We start from the raw sequence: 24,851 nt of genomic DNA, 5'->3' as shown, positions 1-24,851 counted from the left end.
GCGCCGGCTCACCGGGCGCCCCCGGCCGCCGGCAGGGTGGCCCGCGGGGTGGCGGCGGTCGGCAGGGTCGTCGTCGCCGGAGGCGTGGCCGTGGTCGGCAGGGCCCTCGCCGTGGGCGGCGTGGCCGCGGTCGGCAGGGTCGTCGTCGCCGGCAGGGTGGCCGAGCGGGCCGCGTCCACGGCGTCGTCGGCCCCCGCCAGGGACCACACCAGCTCGTCGTACGTCGCGCCCGCCCGCGCCAGCTCCGCCTCCAGCGCCGCGGCCCCCGCCGCCAGCGCGTCCGGCGTGCGGGTGTGCGCGTCCTCCGCGGCGCGGACCCGTGCGTACAGGTCGGCGACGGTCCGCCGCGTGCCCGGCGGCACCCAGCGGCGGTTGGAGTGGTAGCCGATGACCTGCCCGCCGGGCCCGAGCGACGCGGTGACGTGCGCCAGCACCCAGTAGTGCCCGCCGTCCGCCGCGAGGTTCAGCACGTACGCGAACAGCTCCCGGCCGGTGGGGATGACGTCCCACATCAGCCGGAACACCGCGCGGGGCATCGCCGGGTGCCGGATCAGGTTGTGCGGCTGCCCCAGGATCTGCTGCTCGGTGTAGCCGCTGACGCGCACGAACACGTCGTTGGCGTACGTGACCAGCCCCTTGGGGTCGGTCTTGGAGACGATGATCTCCTCGGGCCCGAAGGCTCGTTCGACGCCGGTCGGCCGCACCGCGCGTCGCCCACGCACGGGATCGGTCCGCCGGCCGGTGCCGCGCGCGTCCTGCGCGGCCTCAGTGGGCGACATGCCGACCCGATCGGTCCGGAGTGCGGCGATCTGACCGTTTCGTCGCGACGGACCGGCGGGAAGCGATTGCCCGTTCCCGCAGGTCAGGCGCGGTGCGCACGGAGTGCGCCCCGTGGACGGGACTGCGCCCGCAGCAGAGGGCGCAGTCCCGGCGATCGGGCGCAGTCTCGGCGCGCGGGCGCCGTGCCGGCCCGCGGCGCCGGAGCGCCCGGGGTCAGCGGGCGTCGGCCGCCACGTAGTCGCGCTCGCTCGCGCCGGAGTAGACCTGCCGCGGGCGGCCGATCTTCGTCTGCGGGTCGGTCATCATCTCGCGCCACTGCGCGATCCAGCCCGGCATGCGTCCCAGCGCGAACAGGGGCGTGAACATGCGCTCCTCGAAGCCCATCGCCTTGTAGATGAGCCCCGTGTAGAAGTCGACGTTCGGGTAGAGCTTGCGCGAGATGAAGTACTCGTCGGACAGCGCGATCTCCTCGAGGGTGCGCGCGATGTCCAGCAGCTCGTTGTTGCCGCCGAGGGCCGCCAGCACGGCGTCGGCGCTCTCCTTGACGATGGCGGCGCGGGGGTCGTAGTTCTTGTAGACCCGGTGCCCGAAGCCCATGAGCCGGACGCCCTGCTCCTTGTTCTTCACGCGGCGCATGAAGTCCGAGGCGTCGCCGCCGTTGGCCTGGATCTCCGCGAGCATCTTCAGGACGGCCTCGTTCGCGCCGCCGTGCAGGGGACCCGACAGGGCGTTGATGCCCGCCGCGACGGACGCGTAGAGGTTCGCGTGGCTGGAGCCGACGATCCGGACGGTCGACGTCGAGCAGTTCTGCTCGTGGTCGGCGTGCAGGATCAGCAGCTTGTCGAGCGCGCGCACCACCGTGGGGTCGACGTCGTACTGCTGGTACGGGACCGCGAAGGTCATCCGCAGGAAGTCCTCGATGTACCCGCGCGAGTAGTCGGGGTACAGCAGCGGCTCGCCGCGGGACGTGCGGTGCAGGTACGACGTGATGGTCCGCGTCTTGGCGAGGATCAGCACCGTGGCGAGCTCGACCGTCTCGGGGTCGAACGGGTCGAGCGACTCGGGGTAGAACGTCGCCAGCGCGTTGATCGCCGACGACATCACGGCCATGGGGTGCGCACCGGACGGGAACGTGCCCATGAACGTGCGGAAGTTCTCGTGCACGAACGTGTGCCGGTTGACCCGCTCGACGAAGGCGTCCAGCTGGTCCGGCGTCGGCAGCTCGCCGTTGATCAGCAGGTACGCGACCTCGAGGAACGACGACTTCTCCGCGAGCTGGTCGATCGGGTACCCGCGGTAGCGCAGGATGCCCGCGTCGCCGTCGATGTAGGTGATCTGCGACTCGCAGGACGCGGTGTTCATGAAGCCGGGGTCGACCGTGACCAGGCCGGTCTCCCGCAGCAGGGACGACACGACGACGCCGTCGTTGCCCTCGGTGGCGCGGACCACCGGCAGGTCGTGCGGGCTGCCGTTGACGACCAGCTGGACGGGCTCGGTGGCGACGTCGGACATGGCGCTCCTCCTCGGGCGGTGTGCGAACGGGACCTCGTCCCTGATCGCGAGGTCGTGCGATGGCCGGCGGCCGCTGCGGTGCGGGCGCGCCACGGGGGTGGCGTCGGCCTGCCCTGACGGTACTTCCCGTCCGGGGGCTCGACCATCCCGAGGCTCGCGCGCGGCCTGTGACCCCGGTCACAGGGCCGGGCCGGGTGCTGTCAGCCGGCGGCGACCGCCGCGAGACGCTCCACCGCGGCGGCGACCCGCTCGTCGGTGGCGGTGAGCGCCACGCGCACGTGCCGCGGCGCGCCGTAGAACGAGCCCGGCGCGACGAGGACGCCGCGGTCCGCGAGCCGGGCGACCGTGGCCCAGCAGTCGTCGTCGCCGGCCACCGGGCGCGCCCACAGGTACAGGCCCGCGGCGGACCGGTCGACGACGAGGCCCGCGCCGCCGAGCGCGCCCAGCAGGGCCGTCCGCCGGGTGCGGTACCGCTCGCGCTGCTCGGCCACGTGCGCGTCGTCGCCGAGCGCGACCGTCATGGCCGCCTGCACCGGCGCGGGCACGATCATCCCGGCGTGCTTGCGGGTCGCGAGCAGATCGGCGACGAGCGCCGGGTCGCCCGCGGCGAACGCCGCCCGGTAGCCCGCGAGGTTCGACTGCTTGGACAGCGAGTACAGCGCCAGCAGGCCGGTGACGTCGCCGCCGGTGACCCGGGGGTCGAGCACGCTGGGCACGCCGTCGGTCGCCCACGGCTCGTCCCAGGCGAGCTCGGCGTAGCACTCGTCGGACGCGACGACGACGGGCCGGCCGGTGCGGGCCTGCACCGCGCGCGCCGCCTCGACGACCGCGCGCAGGTCCTCGGCCGCCAGCACCCGTCCGTCCGGGTTGCCCGGCGAGTTCAGCCACACGAGCCGCACCCGGTCGCCGCGCGGCCCTGCCAGCAGCGCGACCGGGTCGTCCGTCGCGACCGGCTCGGCGCCGGCCAGCCGGGCGCCCACGTCGTAGGTCGGGTAGGCCGCGGCGGGGTGCGCCACCAGGTCGCCCGCCCCGAGGCCGAGGAGCGCGGGCAGCAGCGCCACGAGCTCCTTCGACCCCACGGTCGGCAGCACGCCGGCGGGGTCCAGGCCCGGCACGCCGCGGCGCCGGGCGAACCACGCGACGACGGCCTCCCGCAGCGCCGGGGTCCCCCACGTCTGCGGGTACCCGGGCGCGTCCGCGGCGTCGGCCAGCGCGCGCCGGACCAGCGCCGGCGTCGGGTCCACCGGGGTGCCGACGGAGAGGTCGACGATGCCGCCGGGGTGCGCCCGCGCGCGGTCGCCGTACGGGGTCAGCGTGTCCCAGGGGAAGTCCGGCAGGGCACCGGTCAGCAGGCCCACGCGCTCTACTCGCCGTGCACCTGGAGCGGCAGCGTCGCGATGATCGGGTGGTCCTTCTCGATCATGCCCATCTTGGCCGCGCCGCCCGGGGAGCCCAGGTCGTCGAAGAACTCGACGTTCGCCTTGTAGTACTCGGTCCACTGCTCGGGGACGTCGTCCTCGTAGTAGATGGCCTCGACCGGGCACACCGGCTCGCAGGCGCCGCAGTCCACGCACTCGTCGGGGTGGATGTACAGCGACCGCTTGCCCTCGTAGATGCAGTCGACCGGACACTCCTCGATGCACGCCTTGTCCTTGACGTCCACGCAGGGCTGGGCGATCACATAGGTCACGGTGCGTCCTCCACGCTCGGCTGCCAGGGCGGTCGGGCGGCGGTCCGGTTCGGTCGGCTGGCGGCTCCTAGTATCGCTCACCTGCGCACCGACGGCGCAGTCACGACCGCAGTCCCTGCCGAGAGGAGCGCCACAGTGACGGACGACCCGGGGACCCCCGACGCACCGTGGCGCGCGTGGCGCGTCGGGCAGCGCGTCGTGGTGCGGCGGCGCCTGCCCGCCGGGGAGCCGCAGCCCTACACGGACGTGCTCGGCGACCTGGTGGCCGTCGACGACGCCGGGGTGACCGTCCGCACCCGCCGGTCGGGCGACGTGCGGGTCCCGCGCGCGGAGATCGCGATCGGCAAGCTCGTCCCGCCCGCGCCGGAGCGCCGGCGCCCGCGCCCCTGACCGGTGCGCGGGCGCGGCGCGCGCGTCAGCCCGCCGGGGGCGCCGTCGCCGGGTCGGTGCCGCAGACCACGCGGTTCTGCGGCTTGTACGTCCAGGTGAAGGGCTCCGTGGCGACGACCGCGCCGTTCAGCTTGACCGTCCGGGTGACGGTGATCCGGAACCCGGGGTTGCCGGGCGACTGCGGCTCGCAGGTCGGCGACTGGGAGTACACGGTGGTCGGCTGCACGACGTTGGTCTTCGGGCCGGACTCCGACGTGACCTCCCAGTACGGCGTGCTCCACAACCGCACCCAGGTCTTGCCGTCCGCGACCCACGCCTGCACGAGCGCGCCGTAGGGGGTGTTGTTCTTCCACTTCATGTCGAGCGTGCCGGTGTAGATCGTCGCCTCCCGGCCCGCCGGGTACCGGGTGAACCACTCGGAGTGCGGCTTGTGCTCGACGTCCTCCATGCCGGCCAGGTACGCGGCGTTGAAGGTCGTGGTCGACAGCTGCGACAGCCCGCCGCCCCACGCGTCGGTGTGCTCGCCGCTGACGATCGCGCCGGCCGTGGTGAACCCGTGGGCCGCGTCGATCGGGCCCAGCGCGTCCGTGAGGCTGAACGTCTCCCCCGGGCGGACCAGCGTGCCGTTGATCGCGGCGGCACCGGCGGCGATGTTCTGCGTGCGGCGCGGCTCGCTGGTCAGCGGCGTGGAGAACTCCGAGACCACCTGCGCGACGCCGAGCGCCTCCAGCGCGGCCGTGGACTGCGCGGGGTCCGACTGCACGAGCTCGACCGTCGCGGTGCGCGCGTCGCCGCTCGCCGCCGTGGCGACCGCCTGGGCGAGGGTCGCGGGGTCGAGCGTCGTCCCGGGCGTGCCCGGGACGATCACCGGGCTGCCGCTGGACAGGTCGAACGTGGCGTCGGAGGAGGTCGTGAGCAGGTTCGTCGTGCGCGCGAGCACCGCCTCGACCAGCACGGCGCCGTCCATCTGCAGCACCAGGTCCGAGTCCTGCGGCACGAACGACGACACGGCGGTCAGCACGTCGGCCGGGAGCTCGACCGCCTGACCGCCCACGGTCAGCTGCACGGGTGCGGCGGCGACCCGGGCCGCGACCTCCTGCAGCGCGGTGTCGGTCTCCTCCTGCGTGATGTCGGGCTCGACCGCCTCGGTCGTCAGCTCGAGCGGACGCGCGGCGGTCAGCCAGTCGTCCGCGAGCGTCTCCCGCGCGGCGTCGGCGTCCAGCGCCCAGCCGTCGACGGCCTCAACCGCGTGCGGCTCCCCGTCGGCGAACACGATCGACCCGTCGACGGGGGCGAGCGCGAGCGTGCCGGTGAGGTTCTCCACGGCGGCGTCGAGGGCGTCCTCGTCGACGTGGGTCACGGGCGCCTCGCTGCCGCCGCCGACCAGGTGCTGCCAGAGCCGCTGGGGCCGCAGGTCCACCCCGGTGAGCCCGTCGACCGTCGCCGGCACGTCCAGCGTCAGGCCCGCGGCGGCCGGGTCGACGGACCCCGTCATCTCCTCCGCCGCGACCGGCACCGGCTCGGTGGCGAGGTCGCCCAGCCCGTCGGTGAGCGCCTGCTCGGCGCGGTCGCCGGTCATCCCGCCGACCTCGACGCCCGCGACGGTCGTCCCGCGCGGCACCCGGTCGGCGAGCGCGTACGCGGCGCCGACGTACGCGCCTCCGAGCACGACGACCACGCCCGCGACGACGAGCACGGTCCGCAGCCGGCGACGGCGCGGGCGGTCGGGCTCGAACTCGTCGAGCGGGGACCACGAGTCCCCCGGGCCGTCCCCGTCGACGACGGGCTCGGTGCCCTCCGCGCTGCCCTTGGCCATCCAGGTTCCCCCTCGCGAGACGCGGCGCGCAGGTCACCACGCCGCGAGCGATTCTACGGGGGCGGCTCGTCCCGCCGCCGCGCCACCGCCCCGTTTGCCCCGGTCCGGCAGGTCACGACTTCACAACGGCCGGGCCGCCGCCGCGTGGACCGGGTCAGCGCAGCCCGCGCACCCGGCGCCGCAGGTGCACGAGGCTCCCCGCCTCGGCGTCCCCCTCGCGGGACTCCAGCACCTGCCCGACGACGAGGTCGTGGTCCCCGGCCGCGACGATCTGCGCCGTCCGGCACTCGAACCACGCGGCCGCACCGGTCACCCAAGCGGCGCCCGAGCGCGGCGCCGGCTCGTGCGGGACGCGCCCGAGCTGCCCGATCGCCGGGCGCCCCGGCGACGCCAGCCAGTCGGCGACGGGCGCCTGGTCGTCCGCGAGCACGCTCACCGCCCAGGTGTCGACGTCGTCGAGCGCCTCCCGCAGCCGGGCGTCCTGGTGCACGCAGAACAGCAGCATCGGCGGCTCGAGGGACACGGACGTCACCGCGCTGGCGGTCATCGCGTGGTCGAGCCCGCGCCAGCGCACCGCGACGACGGCCACGCCCGCGGGGAGCCGGCTGATCGCGCTGCGGTAGGCGTCCGTCGCGGCCTGGCCGGTGACGGCGCCGTCCCCGAACAGCGGGTCGACCCGGGTCACGGCGCCGCCGGGGTCACCGGGGTCGCCGAGGGCCTAGTCGTGCGGCGCCGCAGCGGGACGTCCGCGAACCACGCCCGCGGCGCGAGGGCGACGCCCAGGCCGACCGCCAGCGCGCCGAGGGTCCACACCCAGCCGAGCGGGCCGTCGGCCGGCACCAGCACGTCCCCGCCGGGGCCGCGCCCGGACAGCACCTGCACGGACACGAACAGCCCGACGAGCAGGGCGAGCGACCCGCGCCAGTCCGACGCCGCGCGGACCGAGACCGCCGCGGCGAGGACGAGCAGCAGGCACACGACCACGCCCCACGGCCGCTCCGAGCGGTGCATCACGGTGCCGACGGCGCCGACGAGCGCGCCCAGCGGCAGGGCGCCCAGCAGGCGGAGGACGAGGCGGAGGGTCAGGCGCGGCACGGGCGTCAGGCTACGTCCGGCGCGGGGCGGGCGTCACGCGGGTGCGTGTCGCCGGCGGGCGTCGCGCGGTGCGTGTCGCCGGCGGGCGCCACGTGCGGGCGTCACGTGCGGCGTCACGCGCGGGCGTCACGCGCGGGCGTCACCCGGGCTCCGGGCGGCAGCGGCAGGTCCGCGCGCGGCGCGTGGCCCGGCGCCCACCGGTAGCACTCCTCGGGCAGGACGGGCGCGAGCACGAGGTTCGACAGGGCCAGGCACGCGACGGCCCCGGGGAGGTCGAGCGGACGGACGGCCTGCACCTGGGTCGCGTGCGCGCGCAGGGCCGCGAGCACGCGGTCGCGGACGGGGCGCACGTCGACCACCAGATCGACCGGGCCCGGCACCGCCACGGACGGCAGCGGGCCGGCCGGGTCGGGGAGCGCGAGCGGGGACTCCCGGGTCGCGCGACGGTCGTCGGCGTGGGCGGCGAGCACGGCGGCCACGCCCGGGTCCTGCGCCAGGGCGGCGTACCCCGCGCGCAGGGCGCCGGCCGGCGCGACGGCCCACGCGACGCCGGGCGCCCAGGTCGCGCCACGCCCCCACGCCGGGTCCGCCGCGAGCTCCACGGCGCGCGTCGTCACCTCGTGCGCCCGGACGTGGTCGGGGTGGCCGTAGCCGCCGCCGGGCTCGTACGTGACGACGAGGTCGGGCCGGCGGTCACGGATCAGCCCGGCCAGCCGCCCGGCGGCCTCGTCGAGCGGCACCGCGACGAACGCCCCGGGCGGCACGTCCCCCGCGACCCCGGCCCGCCCGACCCCCAGCCAGGCCATCCCGGAGTCCTCGTACCGCGCCGAGAGGAGCAGATGCGCCCTCGCGGGCCCCGGAGGAGCACCTGCTGCACTCGGCGGGCGAGGCGGCCGGGGCGGCGCGGCCGGGGCGCGGCCGGGGGCAGGCGGGGGCGGGAGGGTGTCGAGGAAGCGGTGGGCCCGGACGCCCAGCGCGGCGACCGCCGCCCTGACCTCGCCCTCCCGGTGCCGGGCCAGCGCCGGCCCGTCGCCCTCCAGGCGCGCCAGCGCCGCGCCGATCACCTCGCCGCGCTCCCCGCGGGTGCAGGTCACGACGGTCACCGGCAGCCCGGCGGCGGCCCACGTCGCGAGCAGCGCGCCGGACGTCAGCGTCTCGTCGTCCGGGTGCGCGTGCACCGCGAGCACGCCCCCCGCGGGGGACGTGCTCGCGGTCAGGTGCATCGGAGAGGGGTCAGGAGCGCTTGCTCCGCGCGGTGGCGCGGGCGCGCTCCGTCTGGTCGAGGATCACCTTGCGGATGCGCACGACCTCGGGTGTCACCTCGACGCACTCGTCCTCGCGGGCGAACTCCAGCGACTCCTCGAGGGTCAGGTGCCGCGGCGGCACCAGGTTCTCGAAGTTGTCGGCCGTGGAGGAGCGCATGTTGGTGAGCTTCTTCTCCTTGGTGATGTTGACGTCCATGTCCTCGGCGCGGGAGTTCTCGCCGACGATCATGCCCTCGTAGACCTCCTGCGTCGGGTCGACGAAGAACGACCCGCGCTCCTGCAGGTTGATCATCGCGAACGGCGTCACGGACCCGGCGCGGTCGGCGACGAGCGAGCCGGCGACGCGGGTCTCGATCGGGCCGGCCCACGGCTCGTAGCCCTCGGCGATGGAGGACGCGATGCCGGTGCCGCGGGTGTCGGTGAGGAACCGGGTGCGGAAGCCGATGAGGCCGCGCGACGGGACCAGGAACTCCATGCGGACCCAGCCGGTGCCGTGGTTCGACATCGTCTCCATGCGGCCCTTGCGCTGCGCGAGCAGCTGGGTGACGGCGCCCAGGTACTCCTCGGGCACGTCGATCGTCATGCGCTCGACGGGCTCGTGCACCTTGCCGTCGATGGTCTTGGTGACCACCTGCGGCTTGCCGACGGTGAGCTCGAAGCCCTCGCGGCGCATCTGCTCGACGAGGATCGCCAGCGCCAGCTCGCCGCGGCCCTGGACCTCCCAGGCGTCCGGGCGGTCGGTCGGGACGACGCGGAGCGACACGTTGCCGATGAGCTCGGCGTCGAGGCGGTCCTTGACCTGCCGGGCGGTGACCTTGTGGTTCTTGCCGCCCTTGCCGGCCAGCGGGGACGTGTTGATGCCGATGGTCATCGAGATCGCCGGGTCGTCGACCGTGATGAGCGGCAGCGGCCGGGGGTCGTCGGGGTCGGTCAGCGTCTCGCCGATGGTGATGTCGGCGATGCCCGCCACGGCCACGATGTCGCCGGGGCCGGCCTTGTCGGTCGGGACGCGGTCGAGCGCCTTGGTCTCGAGCAGCTCGGTGATCCGGACGTTCTGCATGGTGCCGTCGGCGCGCGCCCAGGCGACGGTCTGGCCCTTGACCAGCTCGCCGTTGAAGATGCGGAGCAGCGCGAGGCGCCCGAGGAACGGCGACGCGTCGAGGTTGGTGACGTGCGCCTGCAGCGGCGCGCCCTCGGTGTAGGTCGGCGCCGGGATCTTCTCCAGGATCGTCGCGAACAGCGGCTCGAGGTTCTCGGAGTCCGGCAGGCCGCCGTCGGCCGGCTGGGTGAGCGACGCGCGGCCGGCCTTCGCCGCGGCGTACACGACGGGGACGTCGAGGATCGCGTCGAGGTCCAGGTCCTCGACCTCGTCGTGCAGGTCCGACGCCAGGCCCAGCAGCAGGTCGGTGGCCTCGGCGACGACCTCGGAGATCCGGGAGTCGGGGCGGTCGACCTTGTTCACCACGAGGATCACGGGGAGCTTCGCGGCCAGGGCCTTGCGGAGCACGAAGCGCGTCTGGGGCAGCGGGCCCTCGGACGCGTCGACGAGCAGCACGACGCCGTCGACCATCGACAGGCCGCGCTCGACCTCGCCGCCGAAGTCGGCGTGACCCGGGGTGTCGATCACGTTGATGGTGATCCCGCCCGGCTGGCCCGCCGCGGCGGCCGCGGGGCCGGCGTAGTGCACCGCGGTGTTCTTCGCGAGGATCGTGATGCCCTTCTCGCGCTCGAGGTCGCCGGAGTCCATGGCGCGCTCGTCGACGTGCGCGTGGGCGCCGAAGGCACCGGACTGGTGGAGCATGGCGTCGACGAGGGTGGTCTTGCCGTGGTCGACGTGGGCGACGATCGCGACGTTGCGCAGATCGCCGCGCACACGGGTGTCGGCGGGCACAGACATGTCAGGACTCATTCCGCGAGGGGTGGAGGGGGCGCGACGACGTCGAGCGCCGATCGATTCTACGCGCACGCACCGCCCGTGCACGAGGAGGCCTCGTGCACGGGCGGTGCGCAGGTGGTACGGGTGGCGCTCAGACGCCCGTCGGCGGCAGGTGCCGCACCTCGACGTCCTCGGCGTGCGGGGCGACCGCGCCGACCACCGACGCGGCCTCCTCGCGCTCGAGCTCGGCGCGCTGGGCCTCGAGCATCGCGTCGCGGGTCTCGCGGCGGCGGCGCTGTTCCTCGGGGTCCGGGACCGGCACGGCCGCGAGCAGCCGCTGCGTGTACGGGTGCTGCGGGGCGGTGACGACCTGGGCGGTGTCCCCCGCCTCGACGAGCTTGCCCTTGTGCATGACGGCGATCCGGTCGGACAGGATCTCGACGACCGCGAGGTCGTGGCTGATGAACAGGCACGCGAAGCCGTGCTCGCGCTGCAGCTCCTGGAACAGCTCCAGCACCGTGGCCTGCACCGAGACGTCGAGGGCCGACGTCGGCTCGTCCGCGACCAGCAGCTTCGGCTCCAGGGACAGCGCGCGGGCGATGCCGACGCGCTGGCGCTGGCCGCCGGACAGCTCGTGCGGGTAGCGATTGCGCATGGCGCGCGGCAGCTGCACCTGGTCGAGCAGCCGCTCGACCTCGCGGCTGAGGTCGGCGCCCTTGATGCCCTTGTGCAGCATGAGCGGCTCGGCGATGGACTCGCCGATCGGGAGCCGCGGGTTCAGGGACGAGCCCGGGTCCTGGAACACGATGCCGACCTGGCTGCGCAGCGGGCGCAGCGTCTTGGTGGTGGCGCCGACCATGTCGGTGCCCGCGATCGACAGCGACCCGCCCGTGACGGGCAGCAGGCCGACGATGGCGCGGCCGATCGTGGTCTTGCCGGAGCCGGACTCGCCCACCAGGCCGAGCACCTCGCCCTGCCGGATCGTGAAGCTGACCTCGTCCACCGCGCGGAACGCCGGGACCCGCCCGCGGCCCGGGTACTCCACGACCATGTCGCGGGCCTCGAGCACGGTGCTGGCCTGGGCGGTCGCGGGGATCGCCTGCGACAGCACGGCCTCCCCCTCGACGGGCGCGGTCGTGGTGACGCTGCGGCCGAGGTGCGGGACGGACGCGAGCAGCCGCTGCGTGTACGTGTGCTTCGGCGCCGCGAAGATCTCGGCCGACGTGCCGTGCTCGACGACCTCGCCGTCCTTCATCACCACGATGCTGTCGGCCATGTCCGCCACCACGCCCATGTCGTGGGTGATGAGGATGATGCCGGAGTTGATGCGGTGCCGCAGGTCCCGCATCAGCTTGAGGATCTCGGCCTGGACCGTGACGTCGAGCGCGGTGGTCGGCTCGTCGGCGATCAGCAGCTTGGGGTCGCACGCCAGGGACTGCGCGATCATCGCGCGCTGACGCTGACCGCCCGACAGCTGGTGCGGGTAGGAGTCGAAGCGGCGCTCGGGCTCGGGGATCTCCACGAGGCGCAGCAGCTCGATCGCGCGCTCCTTGGCGGCGACCGGGCCCATCTCGAAGTGCGTGCGGAGCGTCTCGACGATCTGGAAGCCGATCGTGTAGACGGGGTTCAGGGCCGTCATCGGCTCCTGGAAGATCACCGCGATCTCCTTGCCGCGGATGCGGCGGAGCTTGCCGGACGACATGCCGATGAGCTCGCGGTCGCCGATCTTCGCGCTGCCCCGGGCGCGGCCGTTGGGCGGCAGCAGGCCGAGCAGCGCCATCGAGGACTGGGTCTTGCCCGACCCGGACTCGCCGACGATGGCCAGGACCTCGCCGGGCCGCACGTCGTAGCTGACGCCCTTGGCCGCGGGGAACCAGGCGCCGTCGACGTAGAAGTCGACGCCGAGGTCGCGGACGCTCAGCACCGGCTGGGTGCTGGGGGCCGCTGCGGAGGCGTGGGAGGTGTCGATGGCCACGGTTCAGTGTCCTTCCTGCACCGGCTGCGTGCCGGTGCACCATGACGTCGCGGTCGTCGACCGGGCGTCTGGGAGCATGGGGCCATGGGTCCCACGCACGTGTTCTGCTCGACGTACGGCCGCGTTCTCACGGGCGCGAGCGCCGTGGTGGCCGTGATCGTCCTGGTCAGCATGGTGGTGAGCGACGGTGTCCGCTACGCCCTCGCCCACGGCGCCTGGGCGCTGCTGGGCGTGGTGCTGGTCGCCGCGCTGTTCTGGCTGCCGCGCGTCGTGGTGAGCGACGGCGGCGTGGAGGTCCGCAACGTGTGGCGCACGGTGCAGGTGCCGTGGCCCGCGTTCCGCGGCGTCGAGGCCGGCTACTCCCTGGAGGTCCGCACCACCGAGGGCCGCGTGAGCGCCTGGGCGGCTCCCCGCGCCAGCGGCACCGTGGCGCGGCTGCGTCGCGGCTCCGAGGCCGAGGGGCCGCGGTCCGCGCCGGCCGACGCCGTGCTGCGCCACCCGGGCACCGCGGACGGCGCGGCCCGCGCGGTCGCCGACCGCTACCAGCGGCTCCAGGCCGCCGGCCACCTGAGCGACGCGGAGCGCGCCGTCGAGGCGGGCGTCACGCCGCGCAGCACCTGGCACGGCCGCACGATCGCGGTCGTGGCCGTGCTGCTGGTGGCCGGCGTGCTGGGCAGCCTGGTCGGCTGACGCGCGCCGCGGGGCGGGGGCGGTCACTAGTCGATGCCCGTGCCGACGTTGCGGCCCTGGATCTGCATCGGCATCGCGGTCTCGCGGGCGCGGCCCTCCGCCTTCTCCATCTTGCGCTGGGACGGGATGCGCTTCTGCCGCGGGTCGAACGCGTCGCGCAGGCCGTCGCCGATGAAGTTGATGCTCAGCGCGATCGCCACGATGAACAGACCCGGCCACCAGAACAGCCACGGGCGGGTGGCGAACGCGCTCTGGTAGTCGCTGATCAGGCGGCCCAGGGAGACCTCGGGCGGCGTGATGCCGAACCCGATGTACGACAGGGCCGTCTCCAGCAGGATCGCCTGGCTCATCAGCAGCGTGGTGCTGACGATGATCACGCCGATCGCGTTGGGCAGGATGTGCTTGAAGATGATCCGCGAGCTGCTGGCGCCGGCCACGCGGGCCGCGTCGACGAACTCCCGCTCGCGCAGCGACAGGAACTCGCCGCGCACGAGCCGCGCCAGGCTCGTCCACAGGATGAGGCCCAGGGCCACCGCGAACACGAGGCCCGAGACACCGCCGGCGAGCTTGCCGACGACGGCGCCGATCACGAGCGACGGCACGGTGATGACCAGGTCGGTGGTCCGCATGAGGACCGTCTCGAGCCGGCCGCGGAAGAACCCGGCCAGCGAGCCGATCAGCACGCCGACGATGCAGGACACGACGCCGATGATCGCCATGACCATGAGCGACGTCTGGGTGCCGCGCATGACCTGGGCGAACATGTCGCGCCCGATCTCGTCCTGGCCGAGCGGGTGCTCGCCGAGCGCGAAGCCGGTGCCGCCGAGCCACGTCGGCATGCTGAGCGTCGGCGCGCCGCCGGGGTTGGTGATGTTGGCCGGGTCCGGGGCGCCGGTGTACTTCCACCAGCCGGGGACGGGCCCGAAGCCCACCGAGGTGAAGGCCAGGAGGACGACGGCTGCGAGGACGACCAGGCCGGCGATGGCGCCGCGGTGGCGGAAGAACCGCCGCCGGACGATCTGCCCCTGCGACAGACCGGCGACGTCCTGCAGCTCGATCGCGTTCTCGAGGTGCTCGGCGGGCCGCTCGTCGGGGCTCTGGGGAGTGGGTGCCTGGGTGCTCATGCGTCCAACCGGATCCGGGGGTCGACGACCGCGTAGATGATGTCCGCGACGATGCTCGCGATGATGGCCAGCGCCGCGGTGATGAAGAGGTAGGCCATCACGGGCTCGATCTCGGCGCCCTGCAGGGACCGCACGAAGAGCTGACCCATGCCGGGCCGCGCGAACACGGCCTCGGTGATGATCGCGCCGCCGATGAGGGTGATGACGTCGATCGGGACCACGGTGGCCAGCGGGATCAGCGTGTTGCGGAACCCGTGGCGGACCACGACGACCCGCTCCGGCAGGCCCTTGGCGCGCGCGGTGCGGATGTAGTCCTGGTTCATCACCTCGAGCATGCTCGAGCGCGAGTACCGGGTGTACGCCGCGAACGCGATGAGGATCAGCGTCAGCGTCGGCAGGATCAGGTGGGTGAACGAGTCGAGCACCTGCACCCAGTAGTTGCCGCCGAGGTTCGGGGTCCGGTCGCCGAAGGTCGGGATCGGCCGTCCGCGCAGCGCGGTGTAGTAGTCCGGCCAGTACCGCATGACCTGGTCCGCGAAGATCATCGCGCCCATGACGAGGGCCGTGATCGCACCGGCGCGCGCGGAGATGCCGCGGTCGGGGCCGCCGAACAGGATGCCGACGAACCAGCCGACGAGCACCGTGACGACGGCGAGGCCGGCGATCAGCAGGTGCGACTCGTCGATGCTGTCGAACAGGCCCTGCAGCGGGAAGTACAGGACGACGCCGATGACCACGACGGTCAGCGTGGTGAACAGCGCGCGGCGGTTCTGCAGGCCCGCGGACACGGCCGCGACGGCCAGCGCGGTGCCGGCGCCCAGGATGATCAGCAGGACCGGGCCGATCTGCGGCTCGTCCCACCAGCCCGACAGCTGCAGGTACGCCAGCAGCGCCCCGGTGGCCACGGTCGCGGTGAGGAAGGTCTGCACGCGCCGGCGCACCGAGCCGCCCACGGCGAGCATCCACAGCACGCCCGAGAGCACGGCCAGGCCGATGATCACGACCCACGACAGCGTGGGGTCGGCGAGGAAGTCGTTGAAGCCGATGGCGCCCCACTGCTTGAGCAGGACGGCGACCCAGAAGGAGGGCAGCGAGTACAGCAGGAACGACACGAAGATGATCAGGTAGTCGAAGCTGCTGTACTGCCGCAGCGCGCTCACGACACCGACGAAGACGCCGAGGATCAGCGCGAGGAACGTCGCGGCGGTGACGAGCTCGAGCGTCGAGCCGATGGCGTGGGAGATCAGCGTCGTGACCTCCTGGCCCGTCCGCCAGGCGATGCCCCAGTCACCGGTGAGGAAGTTGCCGATCCACTGGAAGAACCGGACGACCACGTTGGTCTCGAGGTTCAGCTGGTCGATCCGCGCCTCGATGAGCTGCGCCTTGTTGGGCGCCGTGCTCTCGCGGAGGTCGGCGAGGGGGTCGATCGCCGCGTTGACCAGGATGTACATCAAGAAGAGAGCCACGAACAACGTGGCCAGCCCCGCTAGGAAGCGGCGCCACAGGAATCTCAGCACGGAGACGGAACCTCGCTCACGGAAGGGTGCCGCGGACGGGAGGGGATCCTATCCCTTTCGTCCGCTCGTACCCCGCACGAGTCGCGGGGCACGAGGAAGGGCGCCGGGGCGGGGAGCCTCGGCGCCCTTCCTGAAGGTGATGATGTGCCCTGCGGCGGCCGGGACGCCAATCGCGTCCCGGCCGCCGTGGGCGTGCGGAGCCTCGGGTCAGCTCGCCGAAGCGGCGGAGCCGGGGGTCCACTTCCAGAACTGGGCGAACACCGTCGGGTTGATCGAGACCTTCGAGATGTTGTCGATCGTCTCCGGGTTCCAGGCGGTGACGCCGGGGAACTGGAAGATCGTCACGCCGAAGGCGTCGTCCACGAGGTGCTTCTCGATCTGGCCGAGGAGCTCGGTCTGCTCGTCGGGGTCCGTCGCCACCTGGAGCTGGTCGAACAGCGCGTCGACCTCGGTGTTCGAGTAGCCGTAGTAGTTGTTCGTCGCGCCGGTGCGGTAGTTCGCGTCCGACTCGGTCACGGCGGTGGACTCGGACTGCCAGCCGAAGAGCGCCGCGTCGTAGAAGCTCGTCGCGTTGCTCAGGTCGGTGCCCCAGTCGGTCTGGACCTGGTACGGCGTGACCGTGAAGCCGGCCTCGGCCGCGGAGGCCGCGATCAGCTGGTACTCGTTCTGCCGGCGGGTGTTCTCCGGGTCGAAGAGCAGGCGGACGTTGACCGCCGGGACGCCGGCCTCGGCGAGGAGCGCCTTGGCGCCCTCGATGTCGACCTCGCCGTACTGCTCGTCCTGGCCGCTGGCCTCGGACACGGCGTCGTAGTTCGGCGAGCCCGGGACGACGGTGTAGGAGCTCCGCACCTCGGCGTCCTCCTGCAGCGGCTTGATCAGGCTGTCGACGATGTCCTGGCGCGGGATCGTCTTGAGGAACGCCTGGCGGACCTTCTTGGCCTTCTCGGCGTCGCCGCCGTAGGCCGCGGGGTCGAACGGGCCGCCGTTGCCCTGCTGCAGGTCGACGTGCTCGTAGGTGCCCTCGGGGCTGGTCTCGACCTCGAGGCCCTCGATGTCCTGGAGGGCCGCGAGGACGTCCGCGGTCGACTGCGGGTTGATGAGGTCGACCTCACCGTTCTGCAGCGCCTGGACCTGACCCATCGGGTCACCGTTCCAGCGGACCGTGACGGTGCCGATGGAGGCGGTGTTCTCACCCTCGTAGGCCTCGTTGGCCTTGAGGGTCATGTACTGCTCCTCGACGAAGTCCGTCATGATGTACGCGCCGTTGGACAGGTACAGGCCCTCGTCGTCCGGCATCGAGGTGTAGTTGAAGTCGGTGCTCCACACCTTCGCGATCTTGGACAGCGCCGCGGAGTCGTTGTTGAGGATCGCGTCGGCCACGGCCGTCGCCGACTCCTCGCCCGCGGCGGTGCCGAGCGCGCGCTCACCGACGACGTGCGCCGGGAGCGTCGGGGCCGTCATGCAGGTCTCCCAGTCCGCGAACGGCTTGGAGTACGTGAAGGTGATGGTCGAGCCGTCGATCTCCGGCGTCTCGATCAGGGCGGCGCACGGGGCGGCGGCGTCGAAGGCGATGCCGGCGTCCAGGGCCTCCTGGTTCGTGACGTTGCCCTCCTCGTCGTACTCCGCCTCGACGGTGTTGTACGTGCCGCTCTGGGCGGCCCACTCGAGGAGGAAGTCCTCCGGGCTGACCTGCACGCCGTCGGACCACTTCGCGGTGTCCGCGAAGGTGTACTCGATGGTCAGCGGGTCGTCCGAGGTCTTCTCGTACGTGCCGAACGACTCGTCCTGGACCAGGTTCAGGTCGGAGTCGTAGTAGTTGAACGCCGACTTCGTCAGGTAGGTGATGACCGAGTTGGCCGTCGCGTTACCGGTGATGCTCTCCTGGTTGTAGGAGAAGAACGGCTGGTTCCAGGCGATGTTCACCGAGGACTCGGTGTTGATCCCGGAGTCGTTGCCGCCCTCGTCGTCGCCGCCGGAGCTCGAGCACGCGGTGAGCGCCAGGGCGCCGGCTGCCGCGATCGAGACCGCCGCTGCGGCCTTTCGTGTGATCCTCAATGTTCCTCCTGAGAAGGTGGCGCTCGGCGTCCGTACCCCCGACGCCGGCTCGGCCGGCACGGGGTGGTGGACGCACGGTCCCGCCATGGATGGAGCCACGGTAGTGAGCGATCCGGGTCACAATCGCCACGGAACGGGCACCGCGGGTGATCGTTACCGGATCGATACTGGGCGGTAGTGTCCAGCAGGCGAGACGGAACCTGCCGGAAACACGGACGAAACATGGCGGAGCAGGGGCGAGGCGCTATGGCACGCCGCGGCGGGGCCCCCACGCCACCGCCGAGGACCCCGCCAGGACGTGGTGTCAGACCGCGGCGCCCACGCGCACGGCCTCGACGTTGAGCACGTTGCCGTCCGGGTCGGCGAACCAGGCCGACCGCATCGCGCCGTCGCGCAGCACGCCGTCCTCCCAGGTGCCCGACGGCATGTCGAACGTCTGGAACTGCACGCCGCGCGAGCGCAGCCCGGCGACCTCGTCGTCGAACGCGGCGTCGTCCACCACGAACGACACCGCGGTGGCACGGTTCGTGCCGGCGTACGAGGACGGGTACACGAGCATCCCGCCCTGCTTGGTCGCGTACACGACGCCCATGACGTCGTCCTCCATGCCGGGCAGCTCCATCTGGTGGAACCCCAGCGTCTCCTCGTAGAACCGGCGGGCCCGGGCCAGGTCGCTCACGGCGAGGCAGGGCATCGCGGGGTGGTCGGAGAGCATCGTCGCCTCCTGTGCGGGTCGGTCGACGGTCGACCGGCCGGCACCCGCGAGCGTACGACCGGCCGTCGCAGGGCCGCTCAGCCGGTGGGCTCCGCGCCGGCCCGCTCCGCGCCGGCCCGGCCCCGCCGCCGGTACGCGCGCGCCTTCATCACGTCGCCGCACTCCCCCATCGAGCACCAGCGGCCGGACCGGTTGCGGGAGGCGTCGTGGTAGATCCACCGGCAGTCCGGGTTGGCGCACGCCTTGAGCCGGCCCCAGTCCCCCGAGCCCACCGCCTCGTGCAGGCTCGCGAGCACCCCGGCGACCAGCGCCGCGTCCGCCCCCGACCCCGGGGCCGGGGTGAGCCGGAGCCCGCCCTCCCGGGGGTCGACGACCAGCGGGTGCTCCGCCGCGACCGCCCCGAGCGGGGCGCCGTCACCCGTCACGAGGTAGTGGCGCAGCGCGTCGCGGGCCTCCACGAGCGCGGACGGGCCGTGCCCCCGCAGCCGGTCGACGCCGTGGAACCGGTCGTCGGTGTTGAGCAGCGCGCGCAGGCGCTCCGTCACCCCGGGCGCGACCCCGGGCTCCGCGCCGCGCGTGACCCAGGCGTCGAGCGGGTCGGCGGCCGGGTCGGCGCGCGGGCCGGCGGGCAGGTCGGCACGCACCGCGGTCTTGACGTCGGACATGGTCATGAGGATAGTCGTCACCACTGTTCAGCGTTAGCCGGTGACGCAGCCGACCGAGAGCGAGATCGACGATGACCGCCAGCACCGCCCGCAGCGCCAGGGACGTCCCGGGGTGCGACACCTCGGGGCTCCTGCACATCCACCAGCTGTTCCGCCGGGCCTTCTCCGACGCGCCGGCGCTCGTCCGTGGCGTCCCCGCCGGCGACACCGCCCGGATGCGCGTGGTGTCCGCGCACGTCCGGGAGGTCGCCGAGGGCCTGCACCACCACCACGAGGGCGAGGACCTGCTGCTGTGGGACACGCTCGAGCAGCGGGCGCCGGCGTGCGCGCTGCACGTGGGCCTCATGCGCAGCCAGCACGCGGGCGTCGCGGCGCTGCTCCGCGACCTCGACGGGGCACTGACCGCGTGGGAGGCGGACGCCGCGGCGCCGGCCCGCGACGCGGTGGCCGCGCGGCTCGACGACCTGCACCGCCTGCTGGACCTGCACCTCGGTCAGGAGGAGGACGCGATCATGCCCACCGCGTCGAGCGTGATGAGCCAGCGCGAGTGGGACCAGCTGCACGCGCACGGCATGGCCGCCATCCCGCGGAACCGGCTGTTCCTCCAGCTCGGCTGGCTGGTCGACGCGATGCCCGCGTCCGAGCGCAGCGGCTGGCTGCGGACCAACCTGCCCGCGCCCGTGCGGCTGCTCTGGCACACGGTCGGGCGGCGGCAGTTCGCCGCGCACCGGGCGCGGGTCTACGGGGCGTGAGGACGATCGCCGGTGCGCGCAGGGGGCGCACCGGCGCGGTCGTCACACGTTGAAGCGGAACTCCACCACGTCGCCGTCGACCATCACGTAGTCCTTGCCCTCGATCCGGGCCTTGCCCGCGGCGCGCGCGGCGGCGACGGACCCGGCCTCGACGAGGTCGTCGAAGCTGATGACCTCCGCCTTGATGAAGCCCTTCTGGAAGTCCGTGTGGATGACCCCGGCGGCCTGCGGGGCGGTCCAGCCCTGGTGGATCGTCCAGGCGCGGGACTCCTTCGGGCCGGCCGTCAGGTACGTCTGCAGGCCGAGCGTGTGGAACCCGACGCGGGCGAGCTGGTCGAGGCCCGACTCGGCCTGGCCGTTCTCCGCGAGCATCTCCTTGGCCTCGTCGGGCTCGAGCTCGACCAGGTCGGACTCGAACTTCGCGTCGAGGAAGATCGCGTCGGCCGGGGCGACGAACGCGCGCAGCTCGTCCTGCATCGCGGTGTCGGCCAGGCCGGCGTCGTCGGTGTTGAACACGTAGATGAACGGCTTGGCCGTCATGAGCTGCAGCGACGCGAGGTCGGCGAGGTCGATCCCGGCGGCCTTCGCGCCCTGGAACAGCGTCTGACCGGACTCGAGCACGGCCTGGGCGGCCTGCGCGGCGGCGAGCTCGGCGGGGTCCGACTTCTTGATCCGGACCTCCTTCTCGAGCCGCGGGACGACCTTCTCGAGGGTCTGCAGGTCGGCCAGCACCAGCTCGGTGTTGATCGTCTCGATGTCGTCCTTCGGCGAGACGCGGCCGTCGACGTGCACGACGTCCGGGTCGGCGAACGCGCGCGTGACCTGGCAGATCGCCTCGGCCTCGCGGATGTTCGCGAGGAACTTGTTGCCGAGCCCCTCGCCCTCGCTCGCGCCCTTGACGATGCCCGCGATGTCCACGAACGACACCGTCGCCGGGAGGATCTTCTCGCTGCCGAAGATCTCGGCCAGCGTGTCGAGCCGGGGGTCGGGCAGCGGCACGACACCCACGTTGGGCTCGATCGTCGCGAACGGGTAGTTCGCCGCGAGGACCTGCGCGCGGGTGAGGGCGTTGAAGAGCGTGGACTTGCCGACGTTGGGCAGGCCGACGATGCCGATGGTGAGTGCCACGGGGCACCATCCTAGGGGGGCGCCGCTCAGGCGAACGAGCGGATCGTCTGCAGCAGCTCCGGTGCCCGGCGGTCGTACACGCGGGCGCCGAGCCGCACCCCGACCACGACGGCGGCCGCGCCGACGCCCAGCCCGACGGCGAGCGTGAGGACGTCCAGCACCGCGTGGCCCGTGACCAGCGCCGCGATCCCGAGGCCGACGGTCGGCAGGCACAGCGCCAGCAGCACGAGCATGCCGACGCTCTGCGTGACCATCACCGCGAACGACGTGCCCTGCGGCGTCGAGAACGGGTTCTCGCCCGGCTTCGGGACCGGGTAGACCACGCGGGCGGAGTACACCGACGACGCCCCGACGCCCGCCCCGAGCACGCCCAGCGACATGCCGAGCACCGGCAGCGTCGCGTCCCACCGGTCCGCGACGCCCAGCACGAGGACGTCCGTCGCCAGCACGACCACGCCGCCCACGACCAGTCCCGCGACGGCCCGGCCGGCCCGGTCCACCCGGCCGTCGACGGGCGCGGCCACGTGCGTCCAGAACGCCGTGTCGTCGTAGGCGACGTCGGCGGACAGCGACCAGCCCATGACGAACGCGACCAGGACGCCGGCGCCGAGCACGACGTCTCCCCCGCGGCCGAGGAACCACAGCAGCAGCACCAGGACCGGCACCACGGCGACCGCCGCGGCGTACCGGGAGTCGCGCAGCCAGTACGTGAGGCAGCGGGCGACGACCGCGCCCGTCGGCGTGGCGGGCACCCGGTCGAAGAACCCGAGACCGTGCCCGCGCGCGACCCGGCCCCCGCCCTCGGGCCGCACCAGCGCGGCGGAGAGCGCCCGGTCCCAGACCGCGACGAGCACGGCCAGGGCGGCGAGGCAGATCGCGACCTTCCCGGCGGCGGCGAGCCAGGCGCCGTCCGCCACGTCCGCCGCCAGCGCCCACGGCGCGCCCACCGGCGTCCAGCCCGCCACGACGGCCACCCGCGGCAGCACGTCGGCGACCGCGGACAGCCCGGCGGTCACGCCCAGCAGGATCGGCCCGGCGAGCATCAGCGGGACGATGGCGAGCACCGCCGCGACCTCCCGGAACCGGCGCCCGGACACGAGGGGCGCGAGCAGGGTGGTGACGGCACGCGAGCCCACGACGCACAGCGCGACCCCCAGGACGGCACCCACCAGGGCCGCCACGGCGGCGGCGAGGTCCCACGTCCACGCGAGGGCCGAGCCCGCGCCGAGCAACGTGGTCGCCAGCCCCGGGACGCCGACCAGCCCCGCGAGGGCCAGGCCGGTGAGCATCGAGCGGCGGCGCATCGGGAACAGCCGGAACCGCTCCGGGTCCAGGGTGCTGTCCACGCCGAACGCCACCAGCGGCAGCAGCCACCACCCCGCGACCAGCAGCGTCCCGGCGAGCACCACCACGGTGCGGGACAGCTCCGGGTCGCGCTGGGCCCCCAGCAGCGCCAGTCCCGCCGTCGCCAGCGCCAGCAGGAACAGCACGTACGCCAGGCCGAGCAGCAGCCCGATCAGCTTCCACACGCTCCGGCGCAGGCCGTTGCGCAGCAGCGTCAGCTTCAGTCGGACGAGGTGCGCAGCCACGCGAGCGCCCCCTCCGTGCGGCGGCCACCCACGAGCTCGACGAACCGGTCCTCCAGCGTCGCGGCGCCCCGCACCTCGTCCACGGTGCCCTGCGCGAGCACGTGCCCGCCGGCGATCACCGCGACGTGGTCGCACATGCGCTGCACCAGGTCCATGACGTGGGAGGACACGACCACCGTGCCGCCGCTCGCCACGTAGGACGCGAGGATGTCGCGGATGTTGGCGGCCGAGACGGGGTCGACGGCCTCGAAGGGCTCGTCGAGGACCAGCACCCGCGGGGCGTGCACCAGCGCGCAGGCCAGGGCGATCTTCTTGGTCATGCCCGCCGAGTAGTCGACGACCAGGGTGTCGGCGTCCGCCGTGAGGTCGAAGGTCCGCAGCAGGTCGGCCGTCCGGTCGCGCACGGTGTCCCGGTCCAGCCCGCGCAGCAGCCCGGCGTACGTGACGAGCTGCGCGCCCGTGAGCCGGTCGAACAGCCGCACCCCGTCCGGCAGGACGCCCAGCACCGCCTTGACGTGCAGCGGGTCGGCCCACAGGTCCTGCCCGCGCACGAGGACGCGGCCGAAGTCGGGGCGCAGCAGCCCGGTCGCCATCGACAGCGTCGTCGTCTTCCCCGCGCCGTTGGGGCCGACCAGCCCGTAGAACGAGCCGGAGGGCACCTCCAGGTCGACGCCGGCGACCGCGATCTTCGTGCCGAACCGCTTCCAGAGGCCCTGGATCGACAGGGCGGGGGGCGGGCTGGACGGCGGGGCGGCGCCCCGCGGGCTGAGGGCCGTCGGGGAGCACCATCCACCCAGCATAGGGAGGGGCTGTCGGTGGCGGCTGGCATTCTGCGGGGCATGACGGATCTGGCGCTGGTGATCGCCCTCGCGGGGGCCCTGCTGGTCGGGGTGGTGGTCGGGGCGCTGCTCGCCTCCGGCCGGTCGGCGGCGCGGCTGCGGGCGGCCGAGGTGGACGCGGCACGCTGGCGCACCGCGGCGGAGCTCGGCGGCGCCGCGGGCGAGGACCACCAGGCCGACCGGTTCCGGGCGCTCGCCGCCGACGCCCTCGCGGCCAGCGGCGAGCAGTTCCTCGCGCTCGCGCACCAGAGCCTCGCCGCGCGGCACCAGGAGCAGTCCGGCGACCTCGCCCAGCGCGAGCAGGCCGTGCGCGCGATGGTCGACCCGCTGGCCCGCACCCTCGACGCCGTGCGGGCCGAGCTGCGCACCGCCGAGCAGGCCCGGGTGCAGGGGGACGCCGCGCTCGGGGAGCAGGTGCGGCAGATGCGCGAGGAGGCCGGCCGGCTGCGGGAGCAGACCGCGCAGCTCGTCACGTCGCTGCGGTCGTCGCAGGTCCGCGGCCGGTGGGGCGAGGTCCAGCTGCGCCGGGTCGTCGAGGCCGCCGGGATGCTGCCGCACGTCGACTTCGTCGAGCAGGACCAGGTGCGGACCGCCGACGGGCTGCTGCGCCCCGACATGGTCGTGCAGCTCGCGGGCGGCAAGCGCGTGGTCGTGGACGCCAAGGTCGCGTTCCTGGGCTTCCTGGAGGCCGCCGAGGCCACCGACCCCGCCGAGCGGGACCGCCGGATGGCCGCGCACGCCCGGCACCTGCGCGCCCACGTCGACCAGCTCGCCGCCAAGCGGTACTGGGACCAGTTCAGCCCAGCCCCGGAGTTCGTGGTCATGTTCGTCCCGGCGGAGGCGTTCCTGCACGCGGCGCTCGACGTGGACCCCGGCATCGTGGAGCGGGCGTTCGAGCAGAACGTCGTCATCGCGACCCCGATGACCCTGCTCGCGCTGCTGCGCACCGTGGCGTACGCCTGGCGGCAGGACGCCCTCGCGACCAACGCGCAGGCCGTGCTCGACCTGGGCAAGGAGCTGCACGGCCGGATCGCGACCCTCGGCGGGCACCTGTCCAAGGTCGGCCGGGCGATCGACCAGGCCGCGACCGCCTACAACCAGTCCGTCGCGTCCCTCGAGTCCCGGGTCCTGGTCTCGGCGCGGAAGTTCGCCGACCTGCACGTGGTGGACGGCGAGCTGCCGACCCCGCCGTCCGTCGAGCGCCGGCTCTCGGTCGTGACCGCTCCGGAGCTGGTGGCGTGGGAGGAGCAGCGGGTGGTGGGGCTGGACGGCGACGCGCCCGGGACGCGGACGGAGTCGCGCCGCTCGGACGCGCTCGGCGCGCTGGACGACGCCGTGCTCGGGGACGTGCGCCCGGAGGTCTGACCTACCGCGTTGC

General features: G+C 73.8%; 22 protein-coding genes. 4 read left to right on the top strand and 18 right to left on the bottom strand.

Annotated elements, in window-relative coordinates; all coding sequences use genetic code 11:
• Window positions 1-8 precede the first annotated feature (8 nt).
• The 4 genes from QNH85_RS12275 to fdxA form a co-directional block, all read right to left on the bottom strand.
• Complete coding sequence (locus QNH85_RS12275; protein ID WP_346016319.1) at window positions 9-779, bottom strand: PAS domain-containing protein; 771 nt, start codon at window positions 777-779, stop codon at window positions 9-11.
• Window positions 780-993: 214 nt separating this feature from the next.
• Window positions 994-2,292, bottom strand: coding sequence for a citrate synthase (locus QNH85_RS12270; RefSeq protein WP_282946837.1), 1,299 nt, complete (start codon window positions 2,290-2,292; stop codon window positions 994-996).
• 200 nt (window positions 2,293-2,492) lie between these two features.
• Window positions 2,493-3,650, bottom strand: coding sequence for a succinyldiaminopimelate transaminase (dapC, locus tag QNH85_RS12265; RefSeq protein WP_282946835.1), 1,158 nt, complete (start codon window positions 3,648-3,650; stop codon window positions 2,493-2,495).
• A 5-nt stretch (window positions 3,651-3,655) separates the two neighbouring features.
• A complete protein-coding gene (gene fdxA / locus QNH85_RS12260) occupies window positions 3,656-3,982 on the bottom strand; it encodes a ferredoxin (RefSeq protein WP_213283086.1) in 327 nt (108 codons plus the stop codon).
• Between the two features lie 135 nt (window positions 3,983-4,117).
• Here fdxA and QNH85_RS12255 point away from each other — a divergent pair, with 135 nt between their 5' ends.
• Entirely contained in the window at window positions 4,118-4,372 is a 255-nt protein-coding gene (locus tag QNH85_RS12255) for a putative acetyltransferase (RefSeq protein ID WP_282946833.1), read from the top strand.
• A gap of 25 nt (window positions 4,373-4,397) precedes the next feature.
• Here QNH85_RS12255 and QNH85_RS12250 read toward each other — a convergent pair whose 3' ends face one another.
• The 6 genes from QNH85_RS12250 to QNH85_RS12225 all read right to left on the bottom strand — a co-directional run bounded on the left by QNH85_RS12250 (window position 4,398) and on the right by QNH85_RS12225 (window position 12,399).
• Complete coding sequence (locus tag QNH85_RS12250) at window positions 4,398-6,188, bottom strand: VanW family protein (protein ID WP_282946832.1); 1,791 nt, start codon at window positions 6,186-6,188, stop codon at window positions 4,398-4,400.
• A 154-nt stretch (window positions 6,189-6,342) separates the two neighbouring features.
• The gene (locus QNH85_RS12245; RefSeq protein ID WP_282946831.1) at window positions 6,343-6,873 is read right to left on the bottom strand and encodes a flavin reductase family protein; all 531 of its coding nucleotides are present in this window, start codon (window positions 6,871-6,873) and stop codon (window positions 6,343-6,345) included.
• The gene (locus QNH85_RS12240; protein ID WP_282946830.1) at window positions 6,870-7,283 is read right to left on the bottom strand and encodes a hypothetical protein; all 414 of its coding nucleotides are present in this window, start codon (window positions 7,281-7,283) and stop codon (window positions 6,870-6,872) included. The genes QNH85_RS12245 and QNH85_RS12240 overlap by 4 nt, the downstream gene beginning before the upstream one ends.
• 113 nt (window positions 7,284-7,396) lie before the next feature.
• A complete protein-coding gene (locus QNH85_RS12235; RefSeq protein ID WP_282946829.1) occupies window positions 7,397-8,506 on the bottom strand; it encodes a PIG-L family deacetylase in 1,110 nt (369 codons plus the stop codon).
• A 10-nt stretch (window positions 8,507-8,516) separates the two neighbouring features.
• Window positions 8,517-10,445, bottom strand: a complete 1,929-nt coding sequence (gene typA, locus QNH85_RS12230; protein ID WP_282946828.1) for a translational GTPase TypA — start codon at window positions 10,443-10,445, stop codon at window positions 8,517-8,519.
• A gap of 130 nt (window positions 10,446-10,575) precedes the next feature.
• Window positions 10,576-12,399 carry an ABC transporter ATP-binding protein gene (locus tag QNH85_RS12225; RefSeq protein WP_282946827.1) on the bottom strand — a complete coding sequence of 608 codons (1,824 nt, stop codon included), beginning with the start codon at window positions 12,397-12,399 and terminating at the stop codon, window positions 10,576-10,578.
• Between the two features lie 84 nt (window positions 12,400-12,483).
• Here QNH85_RS12225 and QNH85_RS12220 point away from each other — a divergent pair, with 84 nt between their 5' ends.
• Window positions 12,484-13,089 (top strand): PH domain-containing protein, encoded by a 606-nt coding sequence (locus tag QNH85_RS12220; protein WP_282946826.1) that lies wholly within the window; start codon window positions 12,484-12,486, stop codon window positions 13,087-13,089.
• A gap of 26 nt (window positions 13,090-13,115) precedes the next feature.
• Here the strand turns inward: QNH85_RS12220 and QNH85_RS12215 are convergent, their stop codons facing one another.
• The 5 genes from QNH85_RS12215 to QNH85_RS12195 all read right to left on the bottom strand — a co-directional run bounded on the left by QNH85_RS12215 (window position 13,116) and on the right by QNH85_RS12195 (window position 19,165).
• Window positions 13,116-14,213, bottom strand: a complete 1,098-nt coding sequence (locus QNH85_RS12215) for an ABC transporter permease (RefSeq protein ID WP_282946825.1) — start codon at window positions 14,211-14,213, stop codon at window positions 13,116-13,118.
• Entirely contained in the window at window positions 14,210-15,679 is a 1,470-nt protein-coding gene (locus QNH85_RS12210; RefSeq protein WP_346016318.1) for an ABC transporter permease, read from the bottom strand. Before QNH85_RS12210 ends, QNH85_RS12215 begins: the two co-directional genes overlap by 4 nt.
• A 258-nt stretch (window positions 15,680-15,937) precedes the next feature.
• A complete protein-coding gene (locus QNH85_RS12205; protein WP_213283077.1) occupies window positions 15,938-17,785 on the bottom strand; it encodes an ABC transporter family substrate-binding protein in 1,848 nt (615 codons plus the stop codon).
• A gap of 304 nt (window positions 17,786-18,089) precedes the next feature.
• Complete coding sequence (locus QNH85_RS12200; RefSeq protein ID WP_213283076.1) at window positions 18,090-18,500, bottom strand: VOC family protein; 411 nt, start codon at window positions 18,498-18,500, stop codon at window positions 18,090-18,092.
• 77 nt (window positions 18,501-18,577) lie between these two features.
• Complete coding sequence (locus QNH85_RS12195) at window positions 18,578-19,165, bottom strand: CGNR zinc finger domain-containing protein (RefSeq protein WP_282946823.1); 588 nt, start codon at window positions 19,163-19,165, stop codon at window positions 18,578-18,580.
• Between the two features lie 71 nt (window positions 19,166-19,236).
• Between QNH85_RS12195 and QNH85_RS12190 the strand changes: the two genes are divergently transcribed.
• Entirely contained in the window at window positions 19,237-19,917 is a 681-nt protein-coding gene (locus tag QNH85_RS12190) for a hemerythrin domain-containing protein (protein WP_282946822.1), read from the top strand.
• A 42-nt stretch (window positions 19,918-19,959) separates the two neighbouring features.
• Here the strand turns inward: QNH85_RS12190 and ychF are convergent, their stop codons facing one another.
• From ychF to QNH85_RS12175, 3 genes are read right to left on the bottom strand one after another with little or no spacing between them, the layout of a single operon-like run.
• Window positions 19,960-21,045: a redox-regulated ATPase YchF gene (gene ychF, locus QNH85_RS12185; protein ID WP_213283072.1), complete on the bottom strand. Its 1,086-nt coding sequence runs from the start codon at window positions 21,043-21,045 to the stop codon at window positions 19,960-19,962.
• Between the two features lie 26 nt (window positions 21,046-21,071).
• Window positions 21,072-22,634 carry a hypothetical protein gene (locus QNH85_RS12180; RefSeq protein ID WP_282946821.1) on the bottom strand — a complete coding sequence of 521 codons (1,563 nt, stop codon included), beginning with the start codon at window positions 22,632-22,634 and terminating at the stop codon, window positions 21,072-21,074.
• Complete coding sequence (locus QNH85_RS12175; protein WP_282946820.1) at window positions 22,610-23,434, bottom strand: ABC transporter ATP-binding protein; 825 nt, start codon at window positions 23,432-23,434, stop codon at window positions 22,610-22,612. Before QNH85_RS12175 ends, QNH85_RS12180 begins: the two co-directional genes overlap by 25 nt.
• A gap of 39 nt (window positions 23,435-23,473) precedes the next feature.
• Between QNH85_RS12175 and QNH85_RS12170 the strand changes: the two genes are divergently transcribed.
• Window positions 23,474-24,838, top strand: coding sequence for a DNA recombination protein RmuC (locus QNH85_RS12170; RefSeq protein ID WP_282946818.1), 1,365 nt, complete (start codon window positions 23,474-23,476; stop codon window positions 24,836-24,838).
• Window positions 24,839-24,851 lie beyond the last annotated feature (13 nt).

It is taken from the genome of Cellulomonas endometrii (assembly GCF_949769265.1).
GTDB lineage: Bacteria > Actinomycetota > Actinomycetes > Actinomycetales > Cellulomonadaceae > Cellulomonas > Cellulomonas endometrii.
This window is presented reverse-complemented; position numbering and strand designations above follow the sequence as displayed.